Origin of the sequence: Rhizobium sp. YTUHZ045, assembly GCF_051124255.1 — a bacterium.
In the GTDB taxonomy this organism is placed as follows: domain Bacteria; phylum Pseudomonadota; class Alphaproteobacteria; order Rhizobiales; family Rhizobiaceae; genus Rhizobium.
This window is the reverse complement of the sequence record NZ_CP101432.1, coordinates 2,741,414-2,764,163: the sequence shown is the minus strand read 5'-3', so window position 1 is coordinate 2,764,163 and position 22,750 is coordinate 2,741,414. Positions and strand designations below refer to the sequence as shown.

At 61.3% G+C, this 22,750-nt stretch carries 25 protein-coding genes; 20 read left to right on the top strand and 5 right to left on the bottom strand.

Going from position 1 to position 22,750, the window contains the following annotated elements; all coding sequences use genetic code 11:
• The gene (locus tag NMA58_RS13950; RefSeq protein ID WP_434710666.1) at positions 1-891 is read right to left on the bottom strand and encodes a hypothetical protein; all 891 of its coding nucleotides are present in this window, start codon (positions 889-891) and stop codon (positions 1-3) included.
• 668 nt (positions 892-1,559) lie between these two features.
• Here NMA58_RS13950 and dnaG point away from each other — a divergent pair.
• Together dnaG and recQ are read left to right on the top strand one after the other, a co-directional pair.
• On the top strand, positions 1,560-3,557 hold the full coding sequence (gene dnaG / locus NMA58_RS13945) for a DNA primase (protein WP_434710664.1): 1,998 nt from the start codon (positions 1,560-1,562) through the stop codon (positions 3,555-3,557).
• Positions 3,557-5,422: a DNA helicase RecQ gene (gene recQ / locus NMA58_RS13940; RefSeq protein WP_434710662.1), complete on the top strand. Its 1,866-nt coding sequence runs from the start codon at positions 3,557-3,559 to the stop codon at positions 5,420-5,422. The genes dnaG and recQ overlap by 1 nt, the downstream gene beginning before the upstream one ends.
• Positions 5,423-5,488: 66 nt before the next feature.
• Here recQ and NMA58_RS13935 read toward each other — a convergent pair whose 3' ends face one another.
• Both NMA58_RS13935 and NMA58_RS13930 read right to left on the bottom strand, forming a co-directional pair.
• Complete coding sequence (locus NMA58_RS13935) at positions 5,489-5,911, bottom strand: type II toxin-antitoxin system VapC family toxin (RefSeq protein WP_434710660.1); 423 nt, start codon at positions 5,909-5,911, stop codon at positions 5,489-5,491.
• Positions 5,911-6,153 carry a type II toxin-antitoxin system VapB family antitoxin gene (locus NMA58_RS13930; RefSeq protein ID WP_430960365.1) on the bottom strand — a complete coding sequence of 81 codons (243 nt, stop codon included), beginning with the start codon at positions 6,151-6,153 and terminating at the stop codon, positions 5,911-5,913. Before NMA58_RS13930 ends, NMA58_RS13935 begins: the two co-directional genes overlap by 1 nt.
• A gap of 171 nt (positions 6,154-6,324) precedes the next feature.
• On the opposite strand from NMA58_RS13930, the gene NMA58_RS13925 reads away from it, so the two are divergent.
• From NMA58_RS13925 to NMA58_RS13890, 8 genes are all read left to right on the top strand, one after another.
• Entirely contained in the window at positions 6,325-7,512 is a 1,188-nt protein-coding gene (locus NMA58_RS13925) for a glycine C-acetyltransferase (protein WP_434710658.1), read from the top strand.
• 182 nt (positions 7,513-7,694) lie between these two features.
• On the top strand, positions 7,695-8,732 hold the full coding sequence (tdh, locus tag NMA58_RS13920; protein ID WP_434710656.1) for an L-threonine 3-dehydrogenase: 1,038 nt from the start codon (positions 7,695-7,697) through the stop codon (positions 8,730-8,732).
• Positions 8,733-8,742: 10 nt separating this feature from the next.
• On the top strand, positions 8,743-9,090 hold the full coding sequence (locus NMA58_RS13915; RefSeq protein ID WP_097596893.1) for a GFA family protein: 348 nt from the start codon (positions 8,743-8,745) through the stop codon (positions 9,088-9,090).
• A gap of 468 nt (positions 9,091-9,558) precedes the next feature.
• Positions 9,559-11,616 carry an RNA polymerase sigma factor RpoD gene (gene rpoD, locus NMA58_RS13910; RefSeq protein WP_011426193.1) on the top strand — a complete coding sequence of 686 codons (2,058 nt, stop codon included), beginning with the start codon at positions 9,559-9,561 and terminating at the stop codon, positions 11,614-11,616.
• A gap of 244 nt (positions 11,617-11,860) precedes the next feature.
• The gene (locus NMA58_RS13905) at positions 11,861-12,154 is read left to right on the top strand and encodes a GYD domain-containing protein (protein ID WP_011426192.1); all 294 of its coding nucleotides are present in this window, start codon (positions 11,861-11,863) and stop codon (positions 12,152-12,154) included.
• A gap of 144 nt (positions 12,155-12,298) precedes the next feature.
• A complete protein-coding gene (locus tag NMA58_RS13900; protein ID WP_434713421.1) occupies positions 12,299-13,393 on the top strand; it encodes a DUF930 domain-containing protein in 1,095 nt (364 codons plus the stop codon).
• A 104-nt stretch (positions 13,394-13,497) separates the two neighbouring features.
• On the top strand, positions 13,498-13,659 hold the full coding sequence (locus NMA58_RS13895; RefSeq protein ID WP_434710653.1) for a hypothetical protein: 162 nt from the start codon (positions 13,498-13,500) through the stop codon (positions 13,657-13,659).
• Positions 13,660-13,712: 53 nt separating this feature from the next.
• On the top strand, positions 13,713-14,441 hold the full coding sequence (locus NMA58_RS13890; protein ID WP_434713420.1) for an APH(3') family aminoglycoside O-phosphotransferase: 729 nt from the start codon (positions 13,713-13,715) through the stop codon (positions 14,439-14,441).
• A gap of 12 nt (positions 14,442-14,453) precedes the next feature.
• Here NMA58_RS13890 and NMA58_RS13885 read toward each other — a convergent pair.
• Positions 14,454-15,396, bottom strand: a protein-coding gene (locus NMA58_RS13885; protein WP_176536422.1) for an IS630 family transposase whose coding sequence is annotated in 2 segments (ribosomal slippage) — positions 14,454-15,059 and positions 15,061-15,396 — 942 coding nt in all. Because the reading frame shifts where the segments join, the coding sequence is not laid out codon by codon here.
• 151 nt (positions 15,397-15,547) lie between these two features.
• Between NMA58_RS13885 and NMA58_RS13880 the strand changes: the two genes are divergently transcribed.
• The 5 genes from NMA58_RS13880 (at position 15,548) to NMA58_RS13860 (ending at position 18,961) form a co-directional block, all read left to right on the top strand.
• Positions 15,548-16,342, top strand: coding sequence for an AraC family ligand binding domain-containing protein (locus tag NMA58_RS13880; RefSeq protein ID WP_434710650.1), 795 nt, complete (start codon positions 15,548-15,550; stop codon positions 16,340-16,342).
• 228 nt (positions 16,343-16,570) lie between these two features.
• The gene (locus NMA58_RS13875) at positions 16,571-17,464 is read left to right on the top strand and encodes a DMT family transporter (RefSeq protein ID WP_434710648.1); all 894 of its coding nucleotides are present in this window, start codon (positions 16,571-16,573) and stop codon (positions 17,462-17,464) included.
• A 2-nt stretch (positions 17,465-17,466) separates the two neighbouring features.
• Positions 17,467-18,165: a B3/B4 domain-containing protein gene (locus tag NMA58_RS13870; RefSeq protein ID WP_434710646.1), complete on the top strand. Its 699-nt coding sequence runs from the start codon at positions 17,467-17,469 to the stop codon at positions 18,163-18,165.
• A 79-nt stretch (positions 18,166-18,244) separates the two neighbouring features.
• The gene (locus tag NMA58_RS13865) at positions 18,245-18,643 is read left to right on the top strand and encodes a DUF427 domain-containing protein (RefSeq protein ID WP_434710644.1); all 399 of its coding nucleotides are present in this window, start codon (positions 18,245-18,247) and stop codon (positions 18,641-18,643) included.
• A gap of 87 nt (positions 18,644-18,730) precedes the next feature.
• A complete protein-coding gene (locus NMA58_RS13860; protein ID WP_020921849.1) occupies positions 18,731-18,961 on the top strand; it encodes a DUF6894 family protein in 231 nt (76 codons plus the stop codon).
• 207 nt (positions 18,962-19,168) lie between these two features.
• Here the strand turns inward: NMA58_RS13860 and NMA58_RS13855 are convergent, their stop codons facing one another.
• Positions 19,169-19,414, bottom strand: coding sequence for a DUF6894 family protein (locus NMA58_RS13855; RefSeq protein ID WP_434710642.1), 246 nt, complete (start codon positions 19,412-19,414; stop codon positions 19,169-19,171).
• A gap of 132 nt (positions 19,415-19,546) precedes the next feature.
• On the opposite strand from NMA58_RS13855, the gene NMA58_RS13850 reads away from it, so the two are divergent.
• The 5 genes from NMA58_RS13850 to NMA58_RS13830 all read left to right on the top strand — a co-directional run bounded on the left by NMA58_RS13850 (position 19,547) and on the right by NMA58_RS13830 (position 22,621).
• On the top strand, positions 19,547-20,266 hold the full coding sequence (locus tag NMA58_RS13850) for a Crp/Fnr family transcriptional regulator (RefSeq protein ID WP_011426183.1): 720 nt from the start codon (positions 19,547-19,549) through the stop codon (positions 20,264-20,266).
• Positions 20,267-20,344: 78 nt separating this feature from the next.
• On the top strand, positions 20,345-20,944 hold the full coding sequence (locus NMA58_RS13845; RefSeq protein WP_434710640.1) for a DUF922 domain-containing Zn-dependent protease: 600 nt from the start codon (positions 20,345-20,347) through the stop codon (positions 20,942-20,944).
• Positions 20,945-21,042: 98 nt separating this feature from the next.
• On the top strand, positions 21,043-21,465 hold the full coding sequence (locus NMA58_RS13840) for a secondary thiamine-phosphate synthase enzyme YjbQ (RefSeq protein WP_434710638.1): 423 nt from the start codon (positions 21,043-21,045) through the stop codon (positions 21,463-21,465).
• A gap of 338 nt (positions 21,466-21,803) precedes the next feature.
• Positions 21,804-22,109 carry a hypothetical protein gene (locus NMA58_RS13835; protein ID WP_085778850.1) on the top strand — a complete coding sequence of 102 codons (306 nt, stop codon included), beginning with the start codon at positions 21,804-21,806 and terminating at the stop codon, positions 22,107-22,109.
• 167 nt (positions 22,110-22,276) lie between these two features.
• Positions 22,277-22,621, top strand: a complete 345-nt coding sequence (locus tag NMA58_RS13830; protein ID WP_097596884.1) for a hypothetical protein — start codon at positions 22,277-22,279, stop codon at positions 22,619-22,621.
• The last annotated feature ends 129 nt before the right edge of the window (positions 22,622-22,750 follow it).

Here is a 22,750-nt window from a genome sequence, read left to right as displayed (position 1 = left end):
TCAGATGGCCCGTCTCGCCTGCGGCTCTTCACGGACCGCAGGTCCGAGCACGGCCTCGGCTGCGGCATCGACGATCGCAAACTTCGCCGCCTGGTAGTTCCAATATTCGAGGATAAAGCGGCGGGACAGCCAGAAGTCGCCCTTGCGCGAAGGTTCTGTCCAGCCGACGCTTTCCATGGTCGTGGCCTGGGTCAGAAGCCGCTTCAGGTGGGTATTGGAAATCATGAATTGTTCGCGGAGCTCCCGGAGCGACAGTGGGCCGATAACGACGCACTCGGCCGCCCGAGGAAATTGCGGAAGGCGGGAGATCAGGTAATCCATCACCAGTCCGCCGGAATTCGCCCAGTTGAAGAGGTTGAAGGTGGGGCCCGGATTGCGCACGTACTCACTGCCGATGATCGCCCTTGCGATCCGCGGCTGAATCGCAGCCATTGTCGCGCAGGGGTCGGCGGTGATCTGGTCGGCGCGTTCGCCGCCGTCGAGGCTGTCGAGGATCATCATATGGGTGACGAGCCATCGGATGAAATGCTGTTCGGCGATTTCGGTCGGTTCCAGATAGCGTGTGCGCTTGTCAGGTCCAGGCACCACACGCAGGAAACGATAGGCCAGCATTTCCTGCATGAAGGCCGCGGCCGTGTTGCGGCTGGCGATGTCATTCTTGACTGCGAAATCGACAAAGCGGCCGGAATAGAGGCTACCGCTCTGGCCGTCGTCAGGATGACCGTAATGAAGTGCGAAGCCGGCATGGGCCATCAACCAGCGCTGCTGCGCGGCGAAAATCGATGCGATGCGCGGGCTCTCGCGATAGATCGCAAGCAGTTGATTGGCGCAATGGAGGATCGCAGCGAGAAAGCGATCGTCTGCTGCAAGATTTTCCGCGGTGAAAGCCATTGGGAAGGGTCCAGGAGTTCGGCGCAACATCTTTCATTCACGCGCCGTCTGTCAACGGTTCCGTCGATAAGCGGTTAATTTCAAAGGGAGAGTTGGCAACTGAGCCTAAAATTTAAGAAGGCAGGAGCTGGGGGCGCTCCTGCCTTCTTGCTCTTTGCTTCCGCCGGCAACGCAGGGCTGAGGCCCAAGCCGGAGGGTATTTGCAAAGGCACCCTTGCGAAGCGGCGCCGGGGGTAGGGATGGTGCTTCGCTCGGGGATCGCTTTGTTGAGATCAAACCTATTGCGGTGCGGCCGTCTGTTCAAATTACAAAAAAATAATGATTGCCGAAAAAGGCGCTTCGAGAGGACTTCGAAGCGAAGGTTCGACAAGCGCCGCGAGGATGAGGGCGCCCAAGCGGCGGCTGCGATAAGTGACTGTTTTGGAAAGATTTAATTCAACTCGGTCGAACGATCTCGCTCATGCCGAAGCACCTCCAGTGCCCGGCTTCACAGACGTTCGGCGACAATAATGTCGCACCCTGTCGCAGGGGTCGGTCACGAGTTGTTGATTGGATAACTGGCGCCGCGGACGTCGGGTGCACTTGCCTGTGAATAGCGGGTTTTCCTGACGAGTTTCGTGGCATGGTGCGGCAAAGCAGCTTATATGGAGCTTGGCCAAGAGGGATAAATGCGCTTTTCGAACACCTTTCTCGATGAGATCCGCGACCGCGTTCCGATTTCGAACGTGATTGCGCGCCGCGTCAGCTGGGACAAGCGTAAGACCAATGTCTCGCGGGGCGACTACTGGGCCTGCTGCCCTTTCCATGGCGAGAAATCGCCGAGCTTCCACTGCGAGGACCGAAAGGGTCGGTATCACTGCTTCGGCTGCGGCGTCACCGGCGATCACTTCCGCTTTCTGACGGAGCTGGAGGGCTTGAGTTTTCCTGAGGCGGTGCAGCAGATCGCCGACATGGCCGGCGTGCCGATGCCGCTTGCCGATGCCGCGATGGAGAAGCGCGAGAAGGAGCGCGGCTCGCTGATCGACGTCATGGAAATGGCGACCAGCTTCTTCCAGGACCAGCTGCAGACGGCCAATGGCGCAAAGGCGCGCGCCTATTTGCGCGATCGCGGGCTGACGGGGCGTACCATCGAGACCTTCCGACTCGGTTATGCGCCTGACAGCCGCAATGCGCTGAAGGAATTCCTCGCGGGCAAGGGCGTCTCCAAGGAGCAGATCGAGGCCTGCGGCCTTGTCGTTCATGAAAACGTGCCGGTCTCCTACGACCGTTTCCGCGATCGCATCATGTTCCCGATTCTTTCGTCCCGGGAAAAGGTGATCGCCTTCGGCGGCCGCGCCATGTCATCAGATGCGCCGGCGAAATATCTGAACTCCAACGAGACTGAGCTCTTCCACAAGGGCAATGTCCTTTACAATTTTGCCCGCGCGCGCCGCGCCATACAGGGGTCTGGCCGCGGCGATCAGGATGACAATGCGAGCGGCACCATCATCGCCGTCGAAGGCTATATGGACGTGATCGCGCTTTATCAGGCGGGTATCGAAAACGCCGTCGCGCCGCTCGGCACAGCGCTCACCGAAAACCAGCTCGAGCTGCTCTGGAAGATGGTGCCGCAGCCGGTGCTTTGCTTCGATGGCGACGGCGCCGGCATTCGCGCCGCCAATCGCGCCGCCGAGCTGGCGCTGCCGCATCTGAAGCCCGGCCGTTCCGTCCGCTTCGCGCTTCTGCCTGATGGCAAGGATCCGGACGACCTCGTGCGCGACGAGGGCCGCGCGCCTTTCGACAAGGTGATGAGTCAGGCAAAGCCGCTTTCGGAGATGCTGTGGAGCCGGGAGATCAACACCGGCAAGTTCGATACGCCCGAGGCGCGCGCCGAGCTCGAAGCGCGGCTGAAGCAGCTCGTCGCCGTCATCGCCGACGAGAATGTGCGCCGTCATTACCAGCAGGATATTCGCGGCCGGCTGAATGCCTTCTTCCAGCCGCAGTTCCAGAACCGCAACAGCGGCGGGCGGCGCGGTTTCAGCAGCAGCCCCCGGAACGCCCGCGACAATGAGGCCAAGGCAGGACCGAAAAGCCCCAGCCTGATTTCCGATCGGCTCGCCCGCTCGGGCCCCGTGCGCGGACACCGGGACAATACGGCGTTGCGCGAAAGCGTGCTTGCGCTCACCATCGTCAATCATCCGGCCCTGATGATCGATGATTATGATGAAATCGCCGCGATCGAATATGACAGCCGCGAGCTGCAGCGGCTCTGGTCGGCGATGCTTGGCGCAGCCGCTGCCGTCGCCGGTCCGCATCTGACGCGCGAATATCTGACTGAGCGGCTGGAATTCGAAGGTTTCGGTCCGCTCATCAAGAGTCTCGACCAGCAGGTGCGCAATGCGAGGCTCTGGACGGCAACCGAGGAGGCGGCGATGGAGGATGCTCGTGAAGGCTATCGTCAGGCGCTCGCCTTCCACAAACGGGCGAAGGCGCTGCGCCGGCAGAAGATGGAACTCGAACGCGAGATTGCGCTGGCGACCGAAGCCGGCGACGGCGAGGCAATCATTCAGCTGATACGGGCGCAGCAGGAAGTGCATCTCGAAGGCGTACGCCTCGAGAACCAGGAGGCGATTATCGACGGCTTCGGCGTGCTTTCCGGCCGTGTCAAAGGGGCGGCGAACCACTGATGCCGCTCAGCAAACGCAATGAGCCCGGTTTTTCCGCTTCCGATACGCTGTTTTCCGCCGGCCGCTCGCCGCTCGACATCCTGAAACAGGTCTATGGTTATTCCTCCTTCCGCGGCAAGCAGCAGGAGGTGGTCGAGCACGTGGTTTCAGGCGGCGATGCCGTGGTGCTCTTTCCGACAGGTGCAGGCAAATCGCTCTGCTTCCAGATCCCGGCGCTTTGCCGTGACGGCGTCGGCATCGTCGTTTCGCCGCTGATTGCGCTGATGCGCGATCAGGTGGAGGCGATGAAGCAGCTCGGCATCAGGGCTGCGGCACTCAATTCGTCGCTGTCGCGCGAGGAGTTCGTCGAGGTTCGCCGTGCGCTTTCGGATGGAAAGCTCGACCTTCTCTACGTCACGCCCGAGCGCATCCTGACGGACGGTTTTCGCGAGCTGATCGCCAGTGAGAAGATTGCGCTGTTTGCGATCGACGAGGCCCATTGCGTCTCGCAATGGGGCCATGATTTCCGCCCGGAATATCGCGAGCTCGGCCGGCTCGGCGAACAGTATCCCGGCGTGCCCCGCGTGGCATTGACGGCAACGGCCGACCCGCACACGCGTGACGATATCATCGAGCGGCTGGGGCTGGGCAATGCCGAAATCTTCACCACCAGCTTCGACCGGCCGAATATTGCCTATGAAATCGTCGAGCGCGACCAGCCGCGCCAGCAGCTGCTGCGCTTCCTCTCCGGCCATAAGGGCAACAGCGGCATCGTCTATTGTCTGTCGCGCGCCAAGGTCGAGGATACGGCCGAGTGGCTGAACGGGCAGGGCATCCGCGCGCTGCCCTATCACGCCGGCATGGACCGGGCGGTTCGCGACGCCAATCAGGACGCTTTCCTCAAGGAGGAAAACCTCTGCCTGGTCGCGACCGTCGCCTTCGGCATGGGCATCGACAAGCCGAATGTGCGCTATGTCGCCCATCTCGACCTGCCGGGTTCGGTGGAGGCCTATTATCAGGAAACCGGGCGCGCCGGCCGAGACGGGTTGCCGTCCGAGGTCTGGATGGCCTATGGCATGGCCGACGTCATCCAGCGCCGCCGCATGATCGACGAGGGCAACGCCGCAGACGAAATCAAGCGGGTTGAGCGCGCCAAGCTCAACTCCTTGCTGGCGATCTGCGAAACCGCCTCCTGCCGTCGGCAGGCGATCCTTGCCCATTTCGGCGAGGCGCATGCCGGCCAATGCGGTAATTGCGACACCTGCCTGAAGCCGGTCGAGACCTGGGATGGCACGGAAGCGGCGATCAAGGCGCTGGCCGCGGTCTACCGCACCGGCGAGCGGTTCGGCGCCGGTCATGTCATCGATGTGCTGGTCGGTAACATCAACGAAAAGACCGAGCGTTTCGGTCATGTCGATATGCCGGTCTTCGGCGCCGGCAAGGACATTCCGGCGCGGACTTGGCAATCCGTCTATCGCCAGCTGCTCGCCATGGGGCTGATCCGTATCGATCATGAGGCCTATGGGGCGCTGAAGCTGGAGCCGGAGGCGCGCGCCGTCTTCAAGCATGAACGGCAGGTCTTCTTCCGCAAGGACCGGCCGGCATCGGAACGGCGTACGAAGAAGGCCGAGCGCAGCGAGCGCAAGTCGGGCCTGTCGGGCGCCGACGGCACGCTTTTCGAGGCGTTGAGAGCCGAGCGCATGGCGATCGCCAAATCGCTCGGCGTGCCGCCTTACGTCGTCTTCCCCGATACGACGCTGATCGCTTTTGCGACGGAACGGCCGCGCAGCCGCAAGGAATTGCTCGGCGTATCAGGCGTCGGGCAATCGAAGCTTGAGCGCTATGGCGACGCGTTCCTGGAGATCATTCTCTCGCACGATGAATAGCCCGGTTGTCCGGAGCAGTATGGTCTCGTGGAGATCGGCGATGGTTCCGATCTTTGAGAAATTGGTTCAGGCAAGGTCTGTGTAGAGAAAATCGTTGCCTTTGTAGAGAAGGCGCGTTTTCAGCGCCTTGGCGCAAGCATAGGCAAAGCAATAGCCGAAATTCAGGTCTGCCCGATGACCGATGACTTTTCCATAGCGCATGCTTGCAGACAGTGCATCTTCGCCGACCTCAGGCGAGATCGAAATCTCTTCGAGAAGCAGATCTTCGGCGAATGCATCAACCGCTTCGGCTGATGCCCGCAGGAGTTCGGGTGTTGTCTTCCGGCCTGTCGGCGTCTTCTGCCGTGCGAGCGCCTGGATGGCTTCGAAGCGGACAAGGGGCGAGATGTGCATGATGGAATCGTCCGATGCCGCCAAGGCTTTCTCGAGTTCTTCATGACCGGGCTCTCGCGCGAGAATGGCGACGATCGCCGATGCGTCGATAAACATCAGCGACCCCACATCTCGTCGCTGAATTTCTTCATGTCGAATGACGGGTCGTTTGCTCCCATCGCATCCGCCAGCGATTTTGCGCGCATGAGGCGTTCATGCAGCGGCCGGCTTTGCCGCGCGCGCGTAAGCTCATGATGGAGGGCCGTTCGCACGGCGTCGGTTTTTGTCGCAGCCTTGGTCAGGCGCTGCAGCTCACTCGCAAGCTCGTCTACCTCAGGGTCTCGAATGTAAAGCGCCATGTTGATATTCCTTCTGCATATACAGATATCACTTTTGAATATTCATTTCAATTTCTCTCGCCGCGGACCTTTCGTTGTGAAAATATTTCGTACCGGATCGGCGACATCTGCACTTGCTTTGTGTTAATTGCAGCGCCCATCGGACGACGTTTGGGGAAAAGGGCGTTTACAATGACAAAAGCATTTCTCTCCCACCTGCAAGCTGAGCTTGCCTCTCTTAGGGATGCCGGCCTCTACAAGTCCGAACGCGTCATTACCTCAAAGCAATCAGGCGAAATCGCCGTTGTTTCCGGCGAGCGGGTGCTGAATTTCAGCGCCAACAACTATCTCGGCCTCGCCGACAACGAGGAGATGGCCGAGGCCGGCAAGAGGGCGCTCGACCGCTATGGCTACGGCATGGCCTCGGTGCGCTTCATCTGCGGCACGCAGGAGGAGCACAAGCAGCTCGAAGCGCGCATCTCCGCCTTCCTCGGCATGGAAGACACGATCCTCTATTCTTCCTGCTTCGACGCCAATGGCGGCCTGTTCGAGACGCTGCTTGGCGAAGAGGATGCGATCATTTCGGACGCCTTGAACCACGCGTCGATCATCGACGGCGTGCGTCTCTCCAAGGCCAAGCGTTTCCGTTACGCCAATAATGACATGGCGGCGCTGGAAGAAGAGCTGAAAAAAGCCGAGGGCAGCCGTTTCAAGCTGATCGCCACCGACGGCGTCTTCTCGATGGACGGCATCATCGCCAATCTGCAAGGTGTGTGCGACCTCGCCGAAAAATATGGCGCGATGGTCATGGTCGACGACAGCCACGCCGTCGGCTTCGTCGGCAAGAACGGCCGCGGCTCGCCGGAACATTGCGGCGTCGAGGGCCGCATCGACATTATCACCGGCACGCTCGGCAAGGCGCTCGGCGGCGCTTCAGGCGGTTATACCTCAGCCAGGGCGGAGGTCGTCGAATGGCTGCGGCAGCGCTCGCGGCCCTATCTGTTTTCGAATACGCTGGCGCCGGTGATCGCCGCCGCCTCGCTCAAGGTGTTCGACCTCATCGAAAACGGCGATGCCCTGCGCCAGCGCCTTTCCTACAATGCCGATCTCTTCCGCAGCGAGATGACTAGGCTCGGCTTCAAGCTCGCCGGCGAAGGCCATCCGATCATTCCCGTCATGCTGGGCGATGCCAAGCTCGCGCAGGACATGGCAAGCCTGATGCTGAAGAAGGGGATCTATGTGATCGGTTTTTCCTTCCCTGTCGTACCGAAGGGCCAGGCCCGCATCCGCACACAGATGTCGGCGGCGCATTCGAAGGCGGATGTGGAGCGGGCGATTGCGGCTTTTGCCGAGGCCGGGCGGGAATTGGGTGTGATTTGAGAATGATCGTTGTTGCCCCTCACCCTAACCCGCTCCCCGCTGGCGGGGAGAGGGGACCTGCCTAACGCAGCGTCGAGGGTAAGGAAGCCGGTGCGGCATACCTCCTTCGCCACGCGCGTGGGGAGAAGGTGCCGGCAGGCGGATGAGGGGCTGCGACAGATACGGAGCCAAGGAATACAGATATGTCGAACATGATGAAGGCGCTGGTGAAGTCGAAGCCGGAAGTCGGGCTCTGGATGGAGAATGTGCCGGTGCCGGAAGTCGGGCCGAACGATGTGCTCATCCGGGTGAAGAAATCGGCGATCTGCGGCACCGACGTCCATATCTGGAACTGGGACCAGTGGGCGCAGAAGACCATTCCGGTGCCGATGGTGGTTGGCCATGAATTTTCCGGCGAGATCGCCGAGATCGGTTCGGCGGTCACCCGCTATCATGTCGGCGAGCGCGTTTCCGGCGAGGGGCATATCGTCTGCGGCAAGTGCCGCAACTGCCGGGCGGGCAGGGGGCATCTCTGCCGCAACACGCTCGGCGTCGGCGTCAACCGGCCGGGCTCGTTCGGAGAGTTCGTCTGCATTCCCGAAAGCAATGTCGTGCCGATCCCGGACGATATTTCAGACGAGATCGCCGCGATCTTCGATCCCTTTGGCAATGCCGTGCATACCGCACTTTCCTTCGATCTTGTCGGCGAGGACGTGCTCGTCACCGGTGCCGGGCCGATCGGCATCATGGGAGCACTGGTCGCCAAGCGTTCCGGCGCCCGCAAGGTTGTTATCACCGACATCAATCCGCACCGCCTGGATCTGGCGCGCAAGCTCGGCATCGACCATGTCGTCGATGCATCGACGGAAAACCTCGCCGACGTCATGAAGGCGATCGGCATGACGGAAGGGTTTGACGTCGGGCTCGAAATGTCGGGCGCAGCACCCGCCTTCCGCGACATGATCGACAAGATGAACAATGGCGGCAAGATCGCCATTCTCGGCATTGCGCCGGCTGGTTTCGAGATCGACTGGAACAAGGTGATCTTCAAGATGCTCAATCTCAAGGGCATCTATGGCCGCGAGATGTTCGAGACCTGGTACAAGATGATCGCCTTCGTGCAAGGCGGCCTCGACCTTTCGCCCATCATCACGCATCGCATCAAGATCGACGATTTCCGCGATGGTTTCAAGGCGATGCGGTCGGGCAATTCAGGCAAGGTCGTGATGGACTGGATGTGAGGAGGACGACATGCTCTACGAGGGAAGCTGCCATTGCGGCAACGTTGCTTTCGAGGTCGAAGGCGAATTCACCGAGGCGCTCGACTGCAACTGTTCGCTCTGTCGCAGGCGGGGAGGACTTCTCGCTTTCGTGCCGCGCGAGAAACTGGTGCTGAGGACACCGGAAGACGATCTTTCGACCTATACTTTCAATCGGCACGTCATCAAGCATCATTTCTGCGCCAATTGCGGCATCGCCCCCTTCGGCGAGGGCGTGGCGCCGAACGGTGCGGCGATGGCTTCGATCAATCTGCGCTGCATTCCCGCGATCGATCTCGGCGCGCTGAAGGTGACGCCTTACGACGGCCAGGCTCGTTAGCCAATATTTGCCCGGATCGGGCGAATATACCGTCGGCACAATTGCAGGAAATGGCCGGAACAACTGGGGCGGCGGGCAAAATTCCGGCCGCCCTTGTCTTTTGTTTGCTGCTTCTTAAATAAGGTTCGCAATCGCAGCCGCGGTTCAAAGCCTGTGGATAAGGCTTTTTCCGATTTTTCGCGGGCTTTTTTGCTGGAAAAGCTTGACGAGAACAAAAAATGTGGGAATCACCGTTCGACTTGTTGAAACGGTGAACAGGGTCAAGGCGGATCGCGCAACCATGGCCGGAAATCCAAAGGCAAGAAAGCTTTGCTGTCCGGTACCGGCGATCGTGGTTAATCAGACTTTAAATGTCATCCCGTTAGGTGGGCTCAGGTGATTCAAGGGCGACGCGAGCGGCGCGTCAGGCCCTGAGACGGCCCATTCACCGTAGCGAGATTGGATAGCGTCAGGAAGGCGACGATATAAATGGCAACCAAGGTCAAAGAGAACGAAGACGCGGAAGTCGAACGCGACGGCGCAAGCGACGGCCCTCTTCTCGATCTTTCCGACGACGCGGTCAAGAAGATGATCAAGGCCGCCAAGAAGCGCGGCTACGTGACGATGGACGAGCTGAACGCCGTCCTGCCGTCCGAAGAAGTGACCTCCGAGCAGATCGAAGACACGATGTCGATGCTGTCGGACATGGGCATCAACGTCATCGAGGACGAGGAAGCCGAAGAGGCCGGTGCTTCCGGCGGTGGCGATGACGACGACGCCGGCGGCGATGAGGACAGCGAAGGCGGCGAACTCGCGCCTTCGGCCGGCACCGCGCTTGCGACCGCCAAGAAGAAAGAGCCGACCGACCGTACCGACGACCCGGTGCGCATGTATCTGCGCGAGATGGGCTCGGTGGAGCTTCTGTCGCGCGAAGGCGAAATCGCAATCGCCAAGCGCATCGAAGCCGGCCGCGAGACGATGATCGCGGGCCTCTGTGAGAGCCCGCTGACCTTCCAGGCCCTGATCATCTGGCGCGACGAACTCAACGAGGGCACGACGCTGCTGCGCGAGATCATCGATCTCGAGACGACATATTCCGGTCCGGAAGCCAAGGCCGCGCCGCAGTTCCAGAGCCCTGAGAAGATCGAGGCCGATCGCAAGGCGGCGGAAGAGAAGGAAAAGACCCGGCGCGCCCGCTCCGGCGACGACGACATCACCGATGTCGGCGGCGAAGGTCTGCCTCCGGAAGAGGAGGAAGAGGACGAGGACGAATCCAACCTCTCTCTCGCCGCGATGGAAGCCGAGCTGCGTCCGCAGGTCATGGAAACGCTCGACATCATTGCCGAGACCTACAAGAAGCTGCGCAAGCTGCAGGACCAGCAGGTCGAGCAGCGCCTTGCCGCCACCGGCACGCTGTCGTCCGCCCAGGAGCGCCGCTACAAGGAGCTCAAGGATGAACTGATCAAGGCGGTCAAGTCGCTGTCGCTCAACCAGAACCGCATCGATGCACTGGTCGAGCAGCTCTACGACATCAACAAGCGCCTCGTGCAGAACGAAGGCCGCCTGCTGCGTCTGGCCGAATCCTACGGCGTCAAGCGCGACTCTTTCCTGGAGCAGTATCAGGGCGCCGAGCTCGATCCGAACTGGATGAAGTCGATCGGCAATCTGGCCGCTCGCGGCTGGAAGGAATTCGCCAAGGCCGAGAATACGACGATCCGCGACATTCGCCAGGAGATCCAGAATCTCGCGACGGAAACCGGCATCTCGATCTCGGAATTCCGCCGCATCGTGCACATGGTGCAGAAGGGCGAGCGCGAAGCCCGCATCGCCAAGAAGGAAATGGTCGAAGCGAATCTTCGCCTCGTCATTTCAATCGCCAAGAAGTACACGAACCGCGGCCTGCAGTTCCTCGACCTCATTCAGGAAGGCAATATCGGCCTGATGAAGGCGGTCGATAAGTTCGAATACCGCCGCGGTTACAAGTTCTCGACCTATGCGACATGGTGGATCCGTCAGGCGATCACCCGCTCGATCGCCGACCAGGCCCGCACGATCCGCATTCCGGTGCATATGATCGAGACGATCAACAAGATCGTCCGGACCTCGCGCCAGATGCTCCACGAGATCGGCCGCGAGCCGACGCCGGAAGAACTGGCCGAAAAGCTCGCCATGCCGCTCGAAAAGGTCCGCAAGGTCCTGAAGATCGCCAAGGAGCCGATCTCGCTTGAAACCCCGGTGGGCGATGAAGAAGATTCGCATCTCGGCGACTTCATCGAGGACAAGAACGCGCTGCTGCCGATCGATGCCGCCATCCAGGCGAACCTGCGCGAGACGACGACCCGCGTTCTCGCCTCGCTGACGCCGCGCGAAGAGCGCGTCCTGCGCATGCGCTTCGGCATCGGCATGAACACCGACCACACGCTCGAAGAAGTCGGCCAGCAGTTCTCGGTCACCCGCGAACGTATCCGCCAGATCGAAGCGAAGGCGCTGCGCAAGCTGAAGCATCCGAGCCGCTCGAGAAAGCTGAGAAGCTTTCTGGACAGCTAAGAAACTTCAAGCTGCGCTCGATCCTCGACAGCTGAGGTTTCGACAATTGCCGTCATGATTGGAAAGCCGGGCGTCGTGCCCGGCTTTCGCTTTTGTGATTAATACCAATGATCCCGGCGGCTTTCTTGTCGCTCAGTGGTGACAAGATTATAGTCCGGCCACGGGGGAAGAAATCGATCGCGGTGACGCGAGCGAGGACCGACGCATACCCGTGTCGGGCGAATCCTCCGTTCGGAGGTGCAAGATGACCACTTACATTGTGTTGATCAACTGGACGGACCAAGGCGTGCGCACTGTTCGCGACTCGTCAAAACGGCTGGATGCGGCGAAGAAACTGCTAGGCGACATGGGCGGCTCCTTCAACCAGTTCTTTCTGACGATGGGCGGCCACGACATGGTGGCTGTCTGCGAAGCGCCTGACGATGCCGTCATGGCGCGATTTGGCCTTTCGCTGGCGATGGCCGGCAATGTCCGCACCCAGACACTGAAGGCATTCCCGGAGGCTGCCTATCGAGAGATCATCGGCTCGCTCAGCTAACGCATGCAGAATTTCAGCGCCTCTCCCCATCAAGGGCGCGGCCTCGGCCCCGCTCGTGGGTGGCCCGTTGCCCAGGTCTGAGGAGGGAACGGATGGCGCACCGGCCAGCGGATGGCTTCGGCGCGATCACGAGGTTTTTTGCTTTTGCGGCTTGATGCTGCCGGCTTTAAAGGCCACATCGCTGCTGTGACAGACGAAGTGGACTTGGCGGAGACGAATCACGAAACGGCAAAACGGCGGCCCGAAATCCGCTGGGGTATCGGTGTGTCCGTGCTTCTGCACGTGCCGGTCGTTGCGCTTCTGATTTTCGGCTTGCCGAAGATCGAACCGAAGCCCCCGGAGGACGAGAGCGTGAAGGTCGAGCTCGTCCCGCCGCCGGAGGAGAAGAAGCCGGAGGAGAAAAAGGCCGAGGAAAAGCCGCCGGAGCCGAAGCCGCTGCAAGAGGCTAAGAAGGAACCTCCGCCACCACCACCGCCGCCTCCACCGGCAAGGAAAGCTGTCGAGCAAGCCAAGCCGAAGCCCATGCAGACCCTCAAACCCGTTACTGAATTTGGAGATAGGACTAGCGGTCCTGACAAGGCCCTGGCGGGAAATGCTTCTCAAGGTGAAAAGAAAGCCGCAACAACTCCACCCCAGCACGACGATGCCTCGACGCAGGAGCCAACAAGAACTGTTGACGCAAAACCCAAAGCTGAGGAGCCTCCATCAAAACCCGTGCCAGATGATGTGAAGCTGCCGGAGGTGGCTGCGATGGACGTTTCTCCGGAAAGCAAAGGGCCGTCGACGGAAGCCTCCGGCGAAGCCAATACGACGATTGAGCCGACCAAACCGCCTGAGCAGAACATCTCCGATAAGCCGAAAACCGTTTCTGAAACCAAGGATCTGCCCGAGGCGAAAACGCTATTTTCTCGGGCGGCCGATGGCAGTCTATTTGCGCAAACGGCGATGGATGGCCTTTCACGAAAACAGCGAGTGGCGACGCTTTGCACCACGGAGCTGCAGGGTCAACTTGTTCACGGCTCGCCGCCCTATTTCCCTTCCGCATTGCCGAGTTTCGGCCTGCGGGCTGGTACGATTCTGGACGTGAAGGATGCAGCCTTTGGCACAGCCAAGGGCTGGTTCCAGGTTCGTTTCCGTTGCGAGGTGGACGAGGGAGCTACCAAAGTGGTGTCCTTTGCTCACCAGGTCGGCGGACGAATCCCCCGCAACGAGTATTCGAAATATGATATCGATGACTAAAGCGCGCCGCGATCTTCGTCGTCTCGCAGCCAGCCACGCGCAAGGAACTCTACCTAACCTTTCCTCATTGGCCGTGATGTTTCCGGTGAAGAAGGGACAATGATATGTCGAACGAGATCGAGCGTTTTCTTGAGCGCCAGGATGAAGCCGTCAGCGCGCTGTTCCTGGAAAACAATGGCGACGAACTGACCGATATTCTGGTTGCGGCCCTCGAAGAGGCTCTTGAGATCCTGGTCGAAGCTGCGCCCGCCGAAACGCTGCATTGACATCTTTCGAGAGATTGCCTGGCCCGCTTGCTGCCCGTCTGTCTGGCTACCGGATGGAGCGGGATGCGCTCGGCCGTTCGGCCGCGAGCGTCTTTCGCCTGGAAGGCGAGGGCCTGCCGGCGCTCTATCTGAAGGTCGAGGCGGTAGGGCCGTTCGGCGAGCTTGCCGATGAGGCGGCCCGGCTCGCCTGGCTCAAGGCCTCCGGCCTGCCTTGCCCGGAGGTGATCGCCCGTGAAAGCGACGGCGAACGTAACGGGCTGCTGCTCAGCGCGCTGCCGGGAACCGATCTCGCCAGTGCTTCGGCGCTGGCGCCCCTGGCGCGCATCGAATTGCTGGCGGAGGCACTGCTCGATCTTCATCGCCTGCCAATCACTTCCTGTCCGTTCGATCACCGCCTGGAAAAACGCCTGCCGGCGGCCAAGGCCCGTATGGAAGCTGGAATCGTCGATGAGGAGGATTTCGATCCGGCCCGGCTGGGAAAGAGCGCCGCCGAGCTTTTTGCTGAGCTCGAGAGCATGAGGCCGGGCAGCGAGGATCTCGTCGTCACCCATGGCGACGCCTGCCTCCCGAACTTCGTCGCTCTACACGGCCAATTCTCAGGCTATATCGATTGCAGCCGCCTCGGCGTCGCCGACCGCTATCAGGATATCGCGCTCGCCTGCCGCAGCATCGCCGATAATTTCGGAAAGGCGCTGGTGCAGCCATTTCTCGATTGTTACGGCCTTCCGGCGCCTGATCCGGCAAGGCTCGGTTACTATCAGTTGCTCGACGAGTTCTTCTAGAGCCTGCTGCTTTCATACGGAAGCATATCCTGAGTTTGTGAGGTAGTTTGCGCATTCTGCTGGCGAGAAGCAGTCGAGCATTTCACCAGCCTTGCGCCATGTCGCTTCGACTGTGCGAGGCTGTTCTCTCCTAATTAGGTGCTTGAGCTTGGCAAAGACTTGCTCGATGGGATTGAGGTCCGGGCTGTAAGGCGGCAGGAAGAAGAGGTGCGCGCCTGCGGCCCGGATGGCACGACGGACAGCTTGGCCCTTATGGCTGCCGAGATTGTCGAGGATGACGATGTCGCCCTTGGCGAGCGTGGGCACGAGGATCCTCTGGATATAGAGGGTAAAGAGTTCGCCGTTGATCGGCCCATCGATGACCCAAGGGGCGTCGATGCGGTCGCAGCGCAAGGCGGCAATGAATGTCAGGGTTTTCCAGTGCCCATGCGGAACCGCGGCACATAGGCGTTGACCACGCGGTGCCCACCCCCTGAGGGGCGCCATGTTGGTCTTGATCCAGGTCTCATCGAGAAAGACCAGCCGCTGCGCTTCGATCCGCCGTTGATGGGTCTTCCAACGCAACCGTTTCCTGGCGATATCCATCCGCGTCTGCTCGGCCGGCAGAACCGTTTTTTTTGAAACTCAGGCCCTCGGCCCGGACGAACACCCAAACGGCGCGTCGCTCGGTCTTGATGCCGCGTTCGGCCAGTTCCGCCACAAGGCCTCGCGTCGTGAACGGGCCGGATCGACAGCGCTGGCGCAGCCAGTCGGCCCGTTCGCCGGACAAAGTCCGCTGCTTGCGACCGCCGACGCGGCCGGGCGTCAGAGCGCCGGTCTCCGCAAGGCGCTTCTTCCACTTCGAAACACAGGAGGGAGCAATCGCAAGTGCTGCTGCGATCGATCGTATCGTTTCTCCGGTGTTCAGGCGCGCCATCGCCCGTTCGCGAAGATCCTCAGAATATGGGTGCGTCATCCTTGCCGGCCGTCCTTTTCCGGTAGGACAGAGAATCATATTTCAGCTGATTTGCGAATCTGCGATTCTGAAAAATCGAAGCGTGCTCTAGACGGTTGCGTCATCAGGGCTTGGCTGGCAGAGTTGCCGGCATCGAACCTGCGGATGTCAAATGCCGAAAAACCAGTTCAGGATGCTGCGCTCGGCGCTTCCAGGCGTCGAAGCGGTGGAAGCCGAAACGCCTCACAGTTTCGCCAGGCACACGCATGAGCAGTTCGGCATCGGCCTCGTGTCGTCGGGGGCGCAGAAATCGCTCAGCGGGCGCGGCATGGTGGAGGCGGAGGCCGGCGATATCATCACCGTCAATCCGAATGAGGTGCATGATGGCGCGCCGATCGGCGAGCGCCGGTCGTGGCGCATCCTCTATTTCGATCCCGAGATCGTCATCGGCCTCTCGCAGGAGATCGGTCCAGGGCGCTCGGAAATCCCGCATCCTGTCATTCGCGATGCGGCTATGGCCGGCCGCTTCGAAACGCTGTTTTACGCGGCGACCGCGAGTGCTGCCGACGGGCTGCTTTGCGAGGAACTGCTGCTGCAACTCGTCGCCGACGTCATGCGCGAAGGCGGCGGCAGCGAAGAGAGGCCGCCGGTGCCGTCATCCATCCGTGCGGCGCGGGATCTGATCGACGACGATCCTCTTGCCGCCGTCTCACTTGCCGACCTTTCCAGGGAGAGCGGCCTCAGCCGCTTCCAGCTGCTGCGCGGCTTCGCCAGGGCGACCGGATTGACGCCGCATGCCTATCTCATCCAGGCCCGCATCCATATCGCCCGGCGGCTGATCGCTCAGGGCACGCCGCTTGCCGAAGCCGCCTTTGCCAGCGGCTTTGCCGACCAGAGCCATATGACGCGTGTCTTCGTGCGCAAATACGGCCTGTCGCCCCGGCTTTACGCCGGCGCTTTTCTCTGAGGTCCGAGACGCAGCCACCCGCCTCGTCCTTCGAGGCTTCGGCCCTTGGTCTACGCGCCTCAGGATCAGGGCTGATCGTGGATGCCCGCGGCTTCGCAGGCTCCCACCTCTCTCCGGCCTCGAAGGACGGCGCTGGCCGCCTTGCTTCGATTCATACGCCCTGCAATTTCGTTCAAGACCCCGACCGGCCGCTGCTGTTTCTTCGGCGCATCCAATCGGAGGCGCGGAATGTCGAGACAGGTTCAAGGCTATTTCTATCTGGCGCTCGCCATGCTGACGGTCGGCAGCACTGTCATCGCGAGCAAGATCATTGCTTCGGGACTGCCGCCGTTTACCGCCGCCGCCTTGCGCTTCGCCTTCGCTCTTCCCGTCTTCTTCCTGCTGATGCGGGCAAGCGGAACCCGGTTGCCGAAGCTCTCCAGGTATGACCGTCTCATCCTCGTCATTCAGGCCGGCGCCGGCAGTGTCGGCTATACGACGCTGCTGATATCGGGCCTCAGCCTGACCTCGGCCGCCGATGCGGGCGTCATCATCGGCACGCTGCCGGTGGTCTCGGCGGCGGTTTCGATCCTGCTGCTGCGCGAACGGCCGGGGCGCGCCCTGCTTCTGGCCGTGGCGCTGGCGAGCGTCGGCGTGTTTTCGATCGCCTTCACACCGGAGGCGACCGGCGGTTCGCTAGCCGGCAATCTGCTGATTTTTCTCGCGGTCATCTGCGAGGGCTTGTTCATTCTGTTGAACAAGCGGCTGACCGTCGACATTCCGCCGCTTGCCCAGTCGACGCTGATGACCGGCATCGGCTTCGCTGTCTCGATCGTTCCGGCCATTTTCGAGGCGCCCCTCACGCATGGGTTTTCAGCCAGTGCTGCCGCTGCCGTCGTCTATTATGCTCTGGTGCCGACCGTCGGCGGCTTTCTGCTGTGGTATGCGGGGGCAGAGAGGGTGAGCGGCACCGAAGCCGCGCTCTTCACCGCGCTTGCGCCGGTTTCGGCCGTCATGCTCGCTTTCGTCATTCTCGGCGAGCCGATCGGCTTCAACCAGATTGCCGGCATTGCCTGCGTGCTGGCGGCCGTGTTCGGGCTCGCCATTGCAGGAAGCCACAGGAAATTCATCGAAGGAAAATGATCATGCAGTTCAGCCATTCCAACGCGATATGGCAGGCTTTTCCGCAGCTTGCCGCCGGCGCGCTTTTTGCCGAAGGCATTCATGCGCTAGCTGACGTCGAAGAGGCGATCGCAAGTTTCAGCGCGATCGCCGCGGCCCGCCTCGCGGAAGCCCAGGAAAGCGAATTCCCGGAGATCCAGGCGTGGCGGCGCGGCTTTTCCCGCATGGGCTTGAAGCCGACGCAGTATCGCGCGGCATCCGAGGCGCTTCTGCGTCGCTTCCGCCAGGAGCACGCCCTGCCGCGCCTTCATCCGCTCATCGATCTCTGCAATGCGATTTCGCTCGCCTTTGCCATTCCTGTTGCCGTCTTCGACACGGAAAACATTGCCGGCAATCTCCAGGTGCGGCATGCAACGGGGCATGAGACATATCTCACCTTCAGCGGTCAAAGCGAACATCCGGAGCCGGACGAGGTGATCTTCGCGGATGACGAAGGCAGAGCACATGCCCGCCGCTGGACGAACCGGCAGGGCGGCCTGTCGGCGGTGCGGGAGACGACGCGCTCGGTGCTGATCGTCGCCGAGGCGCTGCATGCCGGGGCCGGCGAGGATACCGCCAGCTTGGTTGCGACGCTCGCGGATGCGCTCGCGCGTCACTGGTCGGTTACAGCGGCGACCGCCGCCCTCAGTCAGGCATCGCCGCGTTTCGCATTCCAGGTGTAAGGGAAGAAAGCGCTCCGGGCTTGGGCCGGCGGCATGCGCGCCCTATCTCAGGGGCATCCTATCTTCTGGAGACGAACCCATGTTGGACAAGTCGATCAAGATTCCGGGGCCGGACCATCCGATCACCGTCGAGCACAATCCCTGCCGCGTCGTCGTCACCGTCGCCGGCCGGACGATTGCCGACAGCCGCAACGCGCTGACGCTGCGCGAGGCTTCCTATCCACCGGTCCAGTATATCCCTCGCAGGGATGTCGACATGTCGCTGCTTCAGCGCACCGATCACGGCACGCATTGCCCTTACAAGGGCGATGCCTCTTATTACAGTATTGCTTTGGGCGGCAAACGCTCCGAGAACGCGGTTTGGACCTACGAAGCCCCGCATGCCGCCGTCAGCAACATCAAGGACCATCTCGCCTTCTATCCCGACCGTGTCGACGCAATCGAGGAATTGGCTTCGCCCGAGGCCGGCGCTTTCTGAGGATCGCCGGATGGCGGGCGCTGAAAATCGTTCGGCCGGAACCTGTCGCCTTCAGCATCGTTAGGGGCATCATCGAAGGAGCATGCCGTGCCGAAATTCCACTTCCAGCTCTTCGATCGCGATGGTGTCGGCACCGAGACCGGATACGAATTCGAATCCGTCGAGGCTGCCAAGGCAGAGGCGCGAAGGGTCCTCGCGGAAATGGCAGCCGAAGGCCTGCCGACTGCGCCTTTGAACATGCTTTCGGTCGAACTTTTCGACGAAAGCCGCAAACCGCTTGCGGAAATTCGGCTGATTCTGGAAGAGATCGCGAAATAGAAGCGATCCGACCTCAACCGGAGAAATGCCTGTCGACGCTTTCGGGCCACTCGCGGAACTATGTCAAATTTAATTGCCGCCCGCCGGGGTGGGTCTTAATGCATGTCGCTCCCGGAAGTGTGCGGATGACGACATGCATGAAAGCAAGGAGCTAGAACGCATCCATCGACCAGTTGGATTGATGACCCGCCGGCATCCCAGAGGCCGTCATCGAATGACGTCGACCCATTCATTGCTGAAGACGAGACTGGCGACTGTGACAGGATCGCCGCGCTCGTCGCGGACGGTAACGGCAATCGTCATGCGGTCACCTGCCGGCAATTCGTCTCGCGCCACGTCCAGCAGGATGCGGGTCACCTCTTTGGGGATGTCATCACGAGATTTGAGCTCGGTGCCGTGCTCGTCGCGGGTCGGACCTTCCCCGTTGTGTAGATCGAAATAGTAGCGAGCCATGTTCTTTCCTGCGCGTCAGAGAGGAAATAACCAATGAAGACAATTGTTCCCGAGGCTAGGCCTTGATTCCTATAGAAAATACAGGTTGCACCGAGACGGCCCCGAGCCCTTGCGATCGCGGGAGACAGGACCGTGATTGAACCCTTGTTGCTGAACCTTGGAAGCCGTGATGTGCTGTCGAACGAGGAGGAAAACCTTCTTCGGTCGATCCTCGTCAAGGACAGGCAATTCGCCGTCGGAGAAGATCTCGTTTCCCAAGGCAGCCGGCCGCCCTTCAGCACGCTGCTGCTCGATGGGTTCGCGGCGCGCTACAAGGTGATGGCGGACGGCAGCCGGCAGATCACCGCACTTCATGTTGCCGGCGACTTTGTCGACCTCCATGCTTTTCCCGTCAAGGTAATGGATCATGGCATTGTTGCGCTCTCACCCTGCCACGTCGCTTTGGCCGATCATGCCGACTTGAGGGCGATCACCGAGCGCATGCCGCATTTGACGCGGCTGCTTTGGCTCGACACGCTGGTCGACGGCGCCATTCACCGGGAATGGATCGTCGCCATGGGGCGGCGCTCCAAACGCGCCCAGATCGCCCATCTCGTCTGCGAACTCTTCATGCGGCTGAAGGTCGTCAGGCGCACCCGGGGCGAAAGCTTTCAGTTTCCGCTGACGCAGATCGAGATGGCGGACGTGCTCGGCATATCGGTGGTCCACCTCAACAAGACGCTGCAGGCTCTCAGGCGCGAGGGCGTCTTCACCTGGGAGAACCGAACGATCACCATCGTCGATTGGGAACGCCTGCAGGAGATCGCCGAATTCGACCCCGCTTATCTCAGCATCTCCAGAGAGCCGCGCTGAGTTCTGCCGCATCGCATGCGCGTTGAAAGGGAGGAACGGCGCCGTTAGGGTGGCGGGAATCACTTGACGGGACGATGCGTGACGAAGACTTTTCTACCCTACCTACTGGCGGCAGTTTTCGCCGCATTACCGGCCGCGGCGCAGAGCGAATGGCAGGCGATCGAGGAGGTGCGGCCCTATTCGATTTCAGGCAAGACCGGCGCCGAACTTTATCAATCGATCGGGGCACAGGGCCCCAAGGCCGGCGTCACCGGCCGGGTCATCGCGCATACGACGTTCAAGCTCACCTGGACCCGCGAGTACGAGCCGCAGGGCAATGCCTGCGCCATCGTCACCAATCGGCCGAAGCTCATCATCACCTACACACTGCCGCAGCCCTCGGCCGGGCTGCCGCCAGCCGTCAAGAGCAGCTGGGATGGCTTCATTTCAGGCGTTGCCGCGCATGAGCGGGTGCACGGCGAAACCATCAAGGACATGGTTAGGGAAATCGAGGCGATGAGCGTCGGCTTCACCGTTGCCGACGACCCCGACTGCAAGAAGATCAGGGTCGAGCTGACCCGGCGCCTCGGCGAGATTTCCGCAAAGCAGCGCCAGCGCGGCCGCGACTTCGACAAGGTCGAAATGGGCGACGGCGGCAATATCCAGCAGCTCATCCTCAAGCTGGTGAATGGGCCTTAGCCGATGGCGGGCATCGATCTGCCCATTCGTGGGCCATTGACTTGGCCGTCACGGCGCGCCAACTCGCGGGCAATGTCATTGCGAGACGGAGACCGCCCGTGCCCCAGACAATCCTCACCCTGTCCACACGCGGCCAGGGACTTTACGAATTCACCGATCAGGCGGAGGCCTTCGTCCGCGCCGCGGGATGGGAGGAGGGGCTTCTCACCGTCTTCGTGCGCCACACATCCTGTTCACTGCTGATCCAGGAAAATGCCGATCCCGACGTGCGCACCGATCTTCTCGCCTTCTTCCGTCGGCTCGTGCCGCCGGCCTCCGACCCATCGATGGGCTGGATCGTGCACAGGGCCGAGGGGCCGGACGACATGCCGGCGCATATCAAAGCCGCGCTGACGCAGGTGTCGATCGGCATTCCGGTCGCCAGGGGACGCTTGACGCTCGGCACCTGGCAGGGCCTCTATCTCTTCGAACACCGCGACCGGCCGCACCAGCGCGAAATCGTGCTGCATCTCGGGGCCTGAGAGCGCCGTGCGTCCTTGCCGAGGCTATGGCACGGCGATCAGCCATCGGCTACGCGGCACACCGATCAGCCCACCAGCCCCATGGCACCACGATCAGCCCTCATCCTCAGGCGCGTAGGCCATAGGCCGGAGCCTCGAAGGAGGGGGCGGGTGATGAGCGATCTCCTTCAGACGAGAGATCACGCGAATCCCGATCGAAAGAAGAGCCGTCAAAAACCGCTCATCTTCTTGTGAATGCAAACTGAATGGTCGGTTCGAACAGCATTCAGCTTGCCGCATTTAGTGTCGAGGCAATCCCTTATGGGAGAGCTTAAAAGACCAATCGACGGAGACACTCCATGACGCATTTCCTCACCAAGGCTTGCCTTGCCGCAGTGCTCGCCCTCTCATCCATTCCGGCCACTGTTTCCACGGCGGCAGCCGCAGGGCCGCAGACAAACTTCATCGTCGAGGCGCAATATTATCGTCCAATCCGCGGCTGCTCGCCGATGCACGCCGTGAACAAGGCGCGCGATTTCGGCCTGCGCAGAGCCCACATCACCCGCATGTCGCCGCGTGTCGTCGTCGTCGCCGGGCGCGATCGTCGCGGCTGGGACAGGATGGTCTTCGCCAATGTCCGCGGCTGCCCGCTGATCCGGCGTTGAAAATTGCACGGCAAGCGCCTATGTGCGCTTGCCCTTTCGCCTTGACGGCGACACTTTCAGCCGTCTCTTCTCCGATTTGTATAAGTGATTCCACTGACGCCTCGGCGTGATGCGGAGAGTGGGGAGGGCGGCTCGACCGCACCGACTATGGAACGAAAGGTTTTTCGATGATGCAGTTTCTGGCAAAGGCGGGTCTTGCCGCCATGCTTGCCGCAGGCACTCTTGCCGGCACGGTGGTCCCGGCGGCCGCTCAATTTAGTATCATTATCGGCGATCAGGATCGTGATCCGCCGCGCGATTATCGCCGTCCGCCTCCGCCGCCGGGCTTCGGCCGGCGCCCGCGCGGCTGCGATCCGCGGCTGGCGGAAGATCTCGCCCGCGATTGGGGCTTCCGCCGCCCGCGCGTCGTCGACATCACCCCGCGCCGCGTCATCGTTCAGGGCTGGACCCGCCGCGGCCCCGATGAAATGAGCTTCGCCAACGTCCGTGGCTGCCCCGCTTTGCGCCGCTGATTGTCCTGCGCCCGTCTCGCTGAACCGGCACGGGCGGTTTTTTTGTGAGATTCCAAAGCCGTGCGCCTGGAAGGGCGCGCGGCGTTCAGTTTAAAGGCAGGAGCTCCGTTTCCTAGGCCTTGTGCCGCG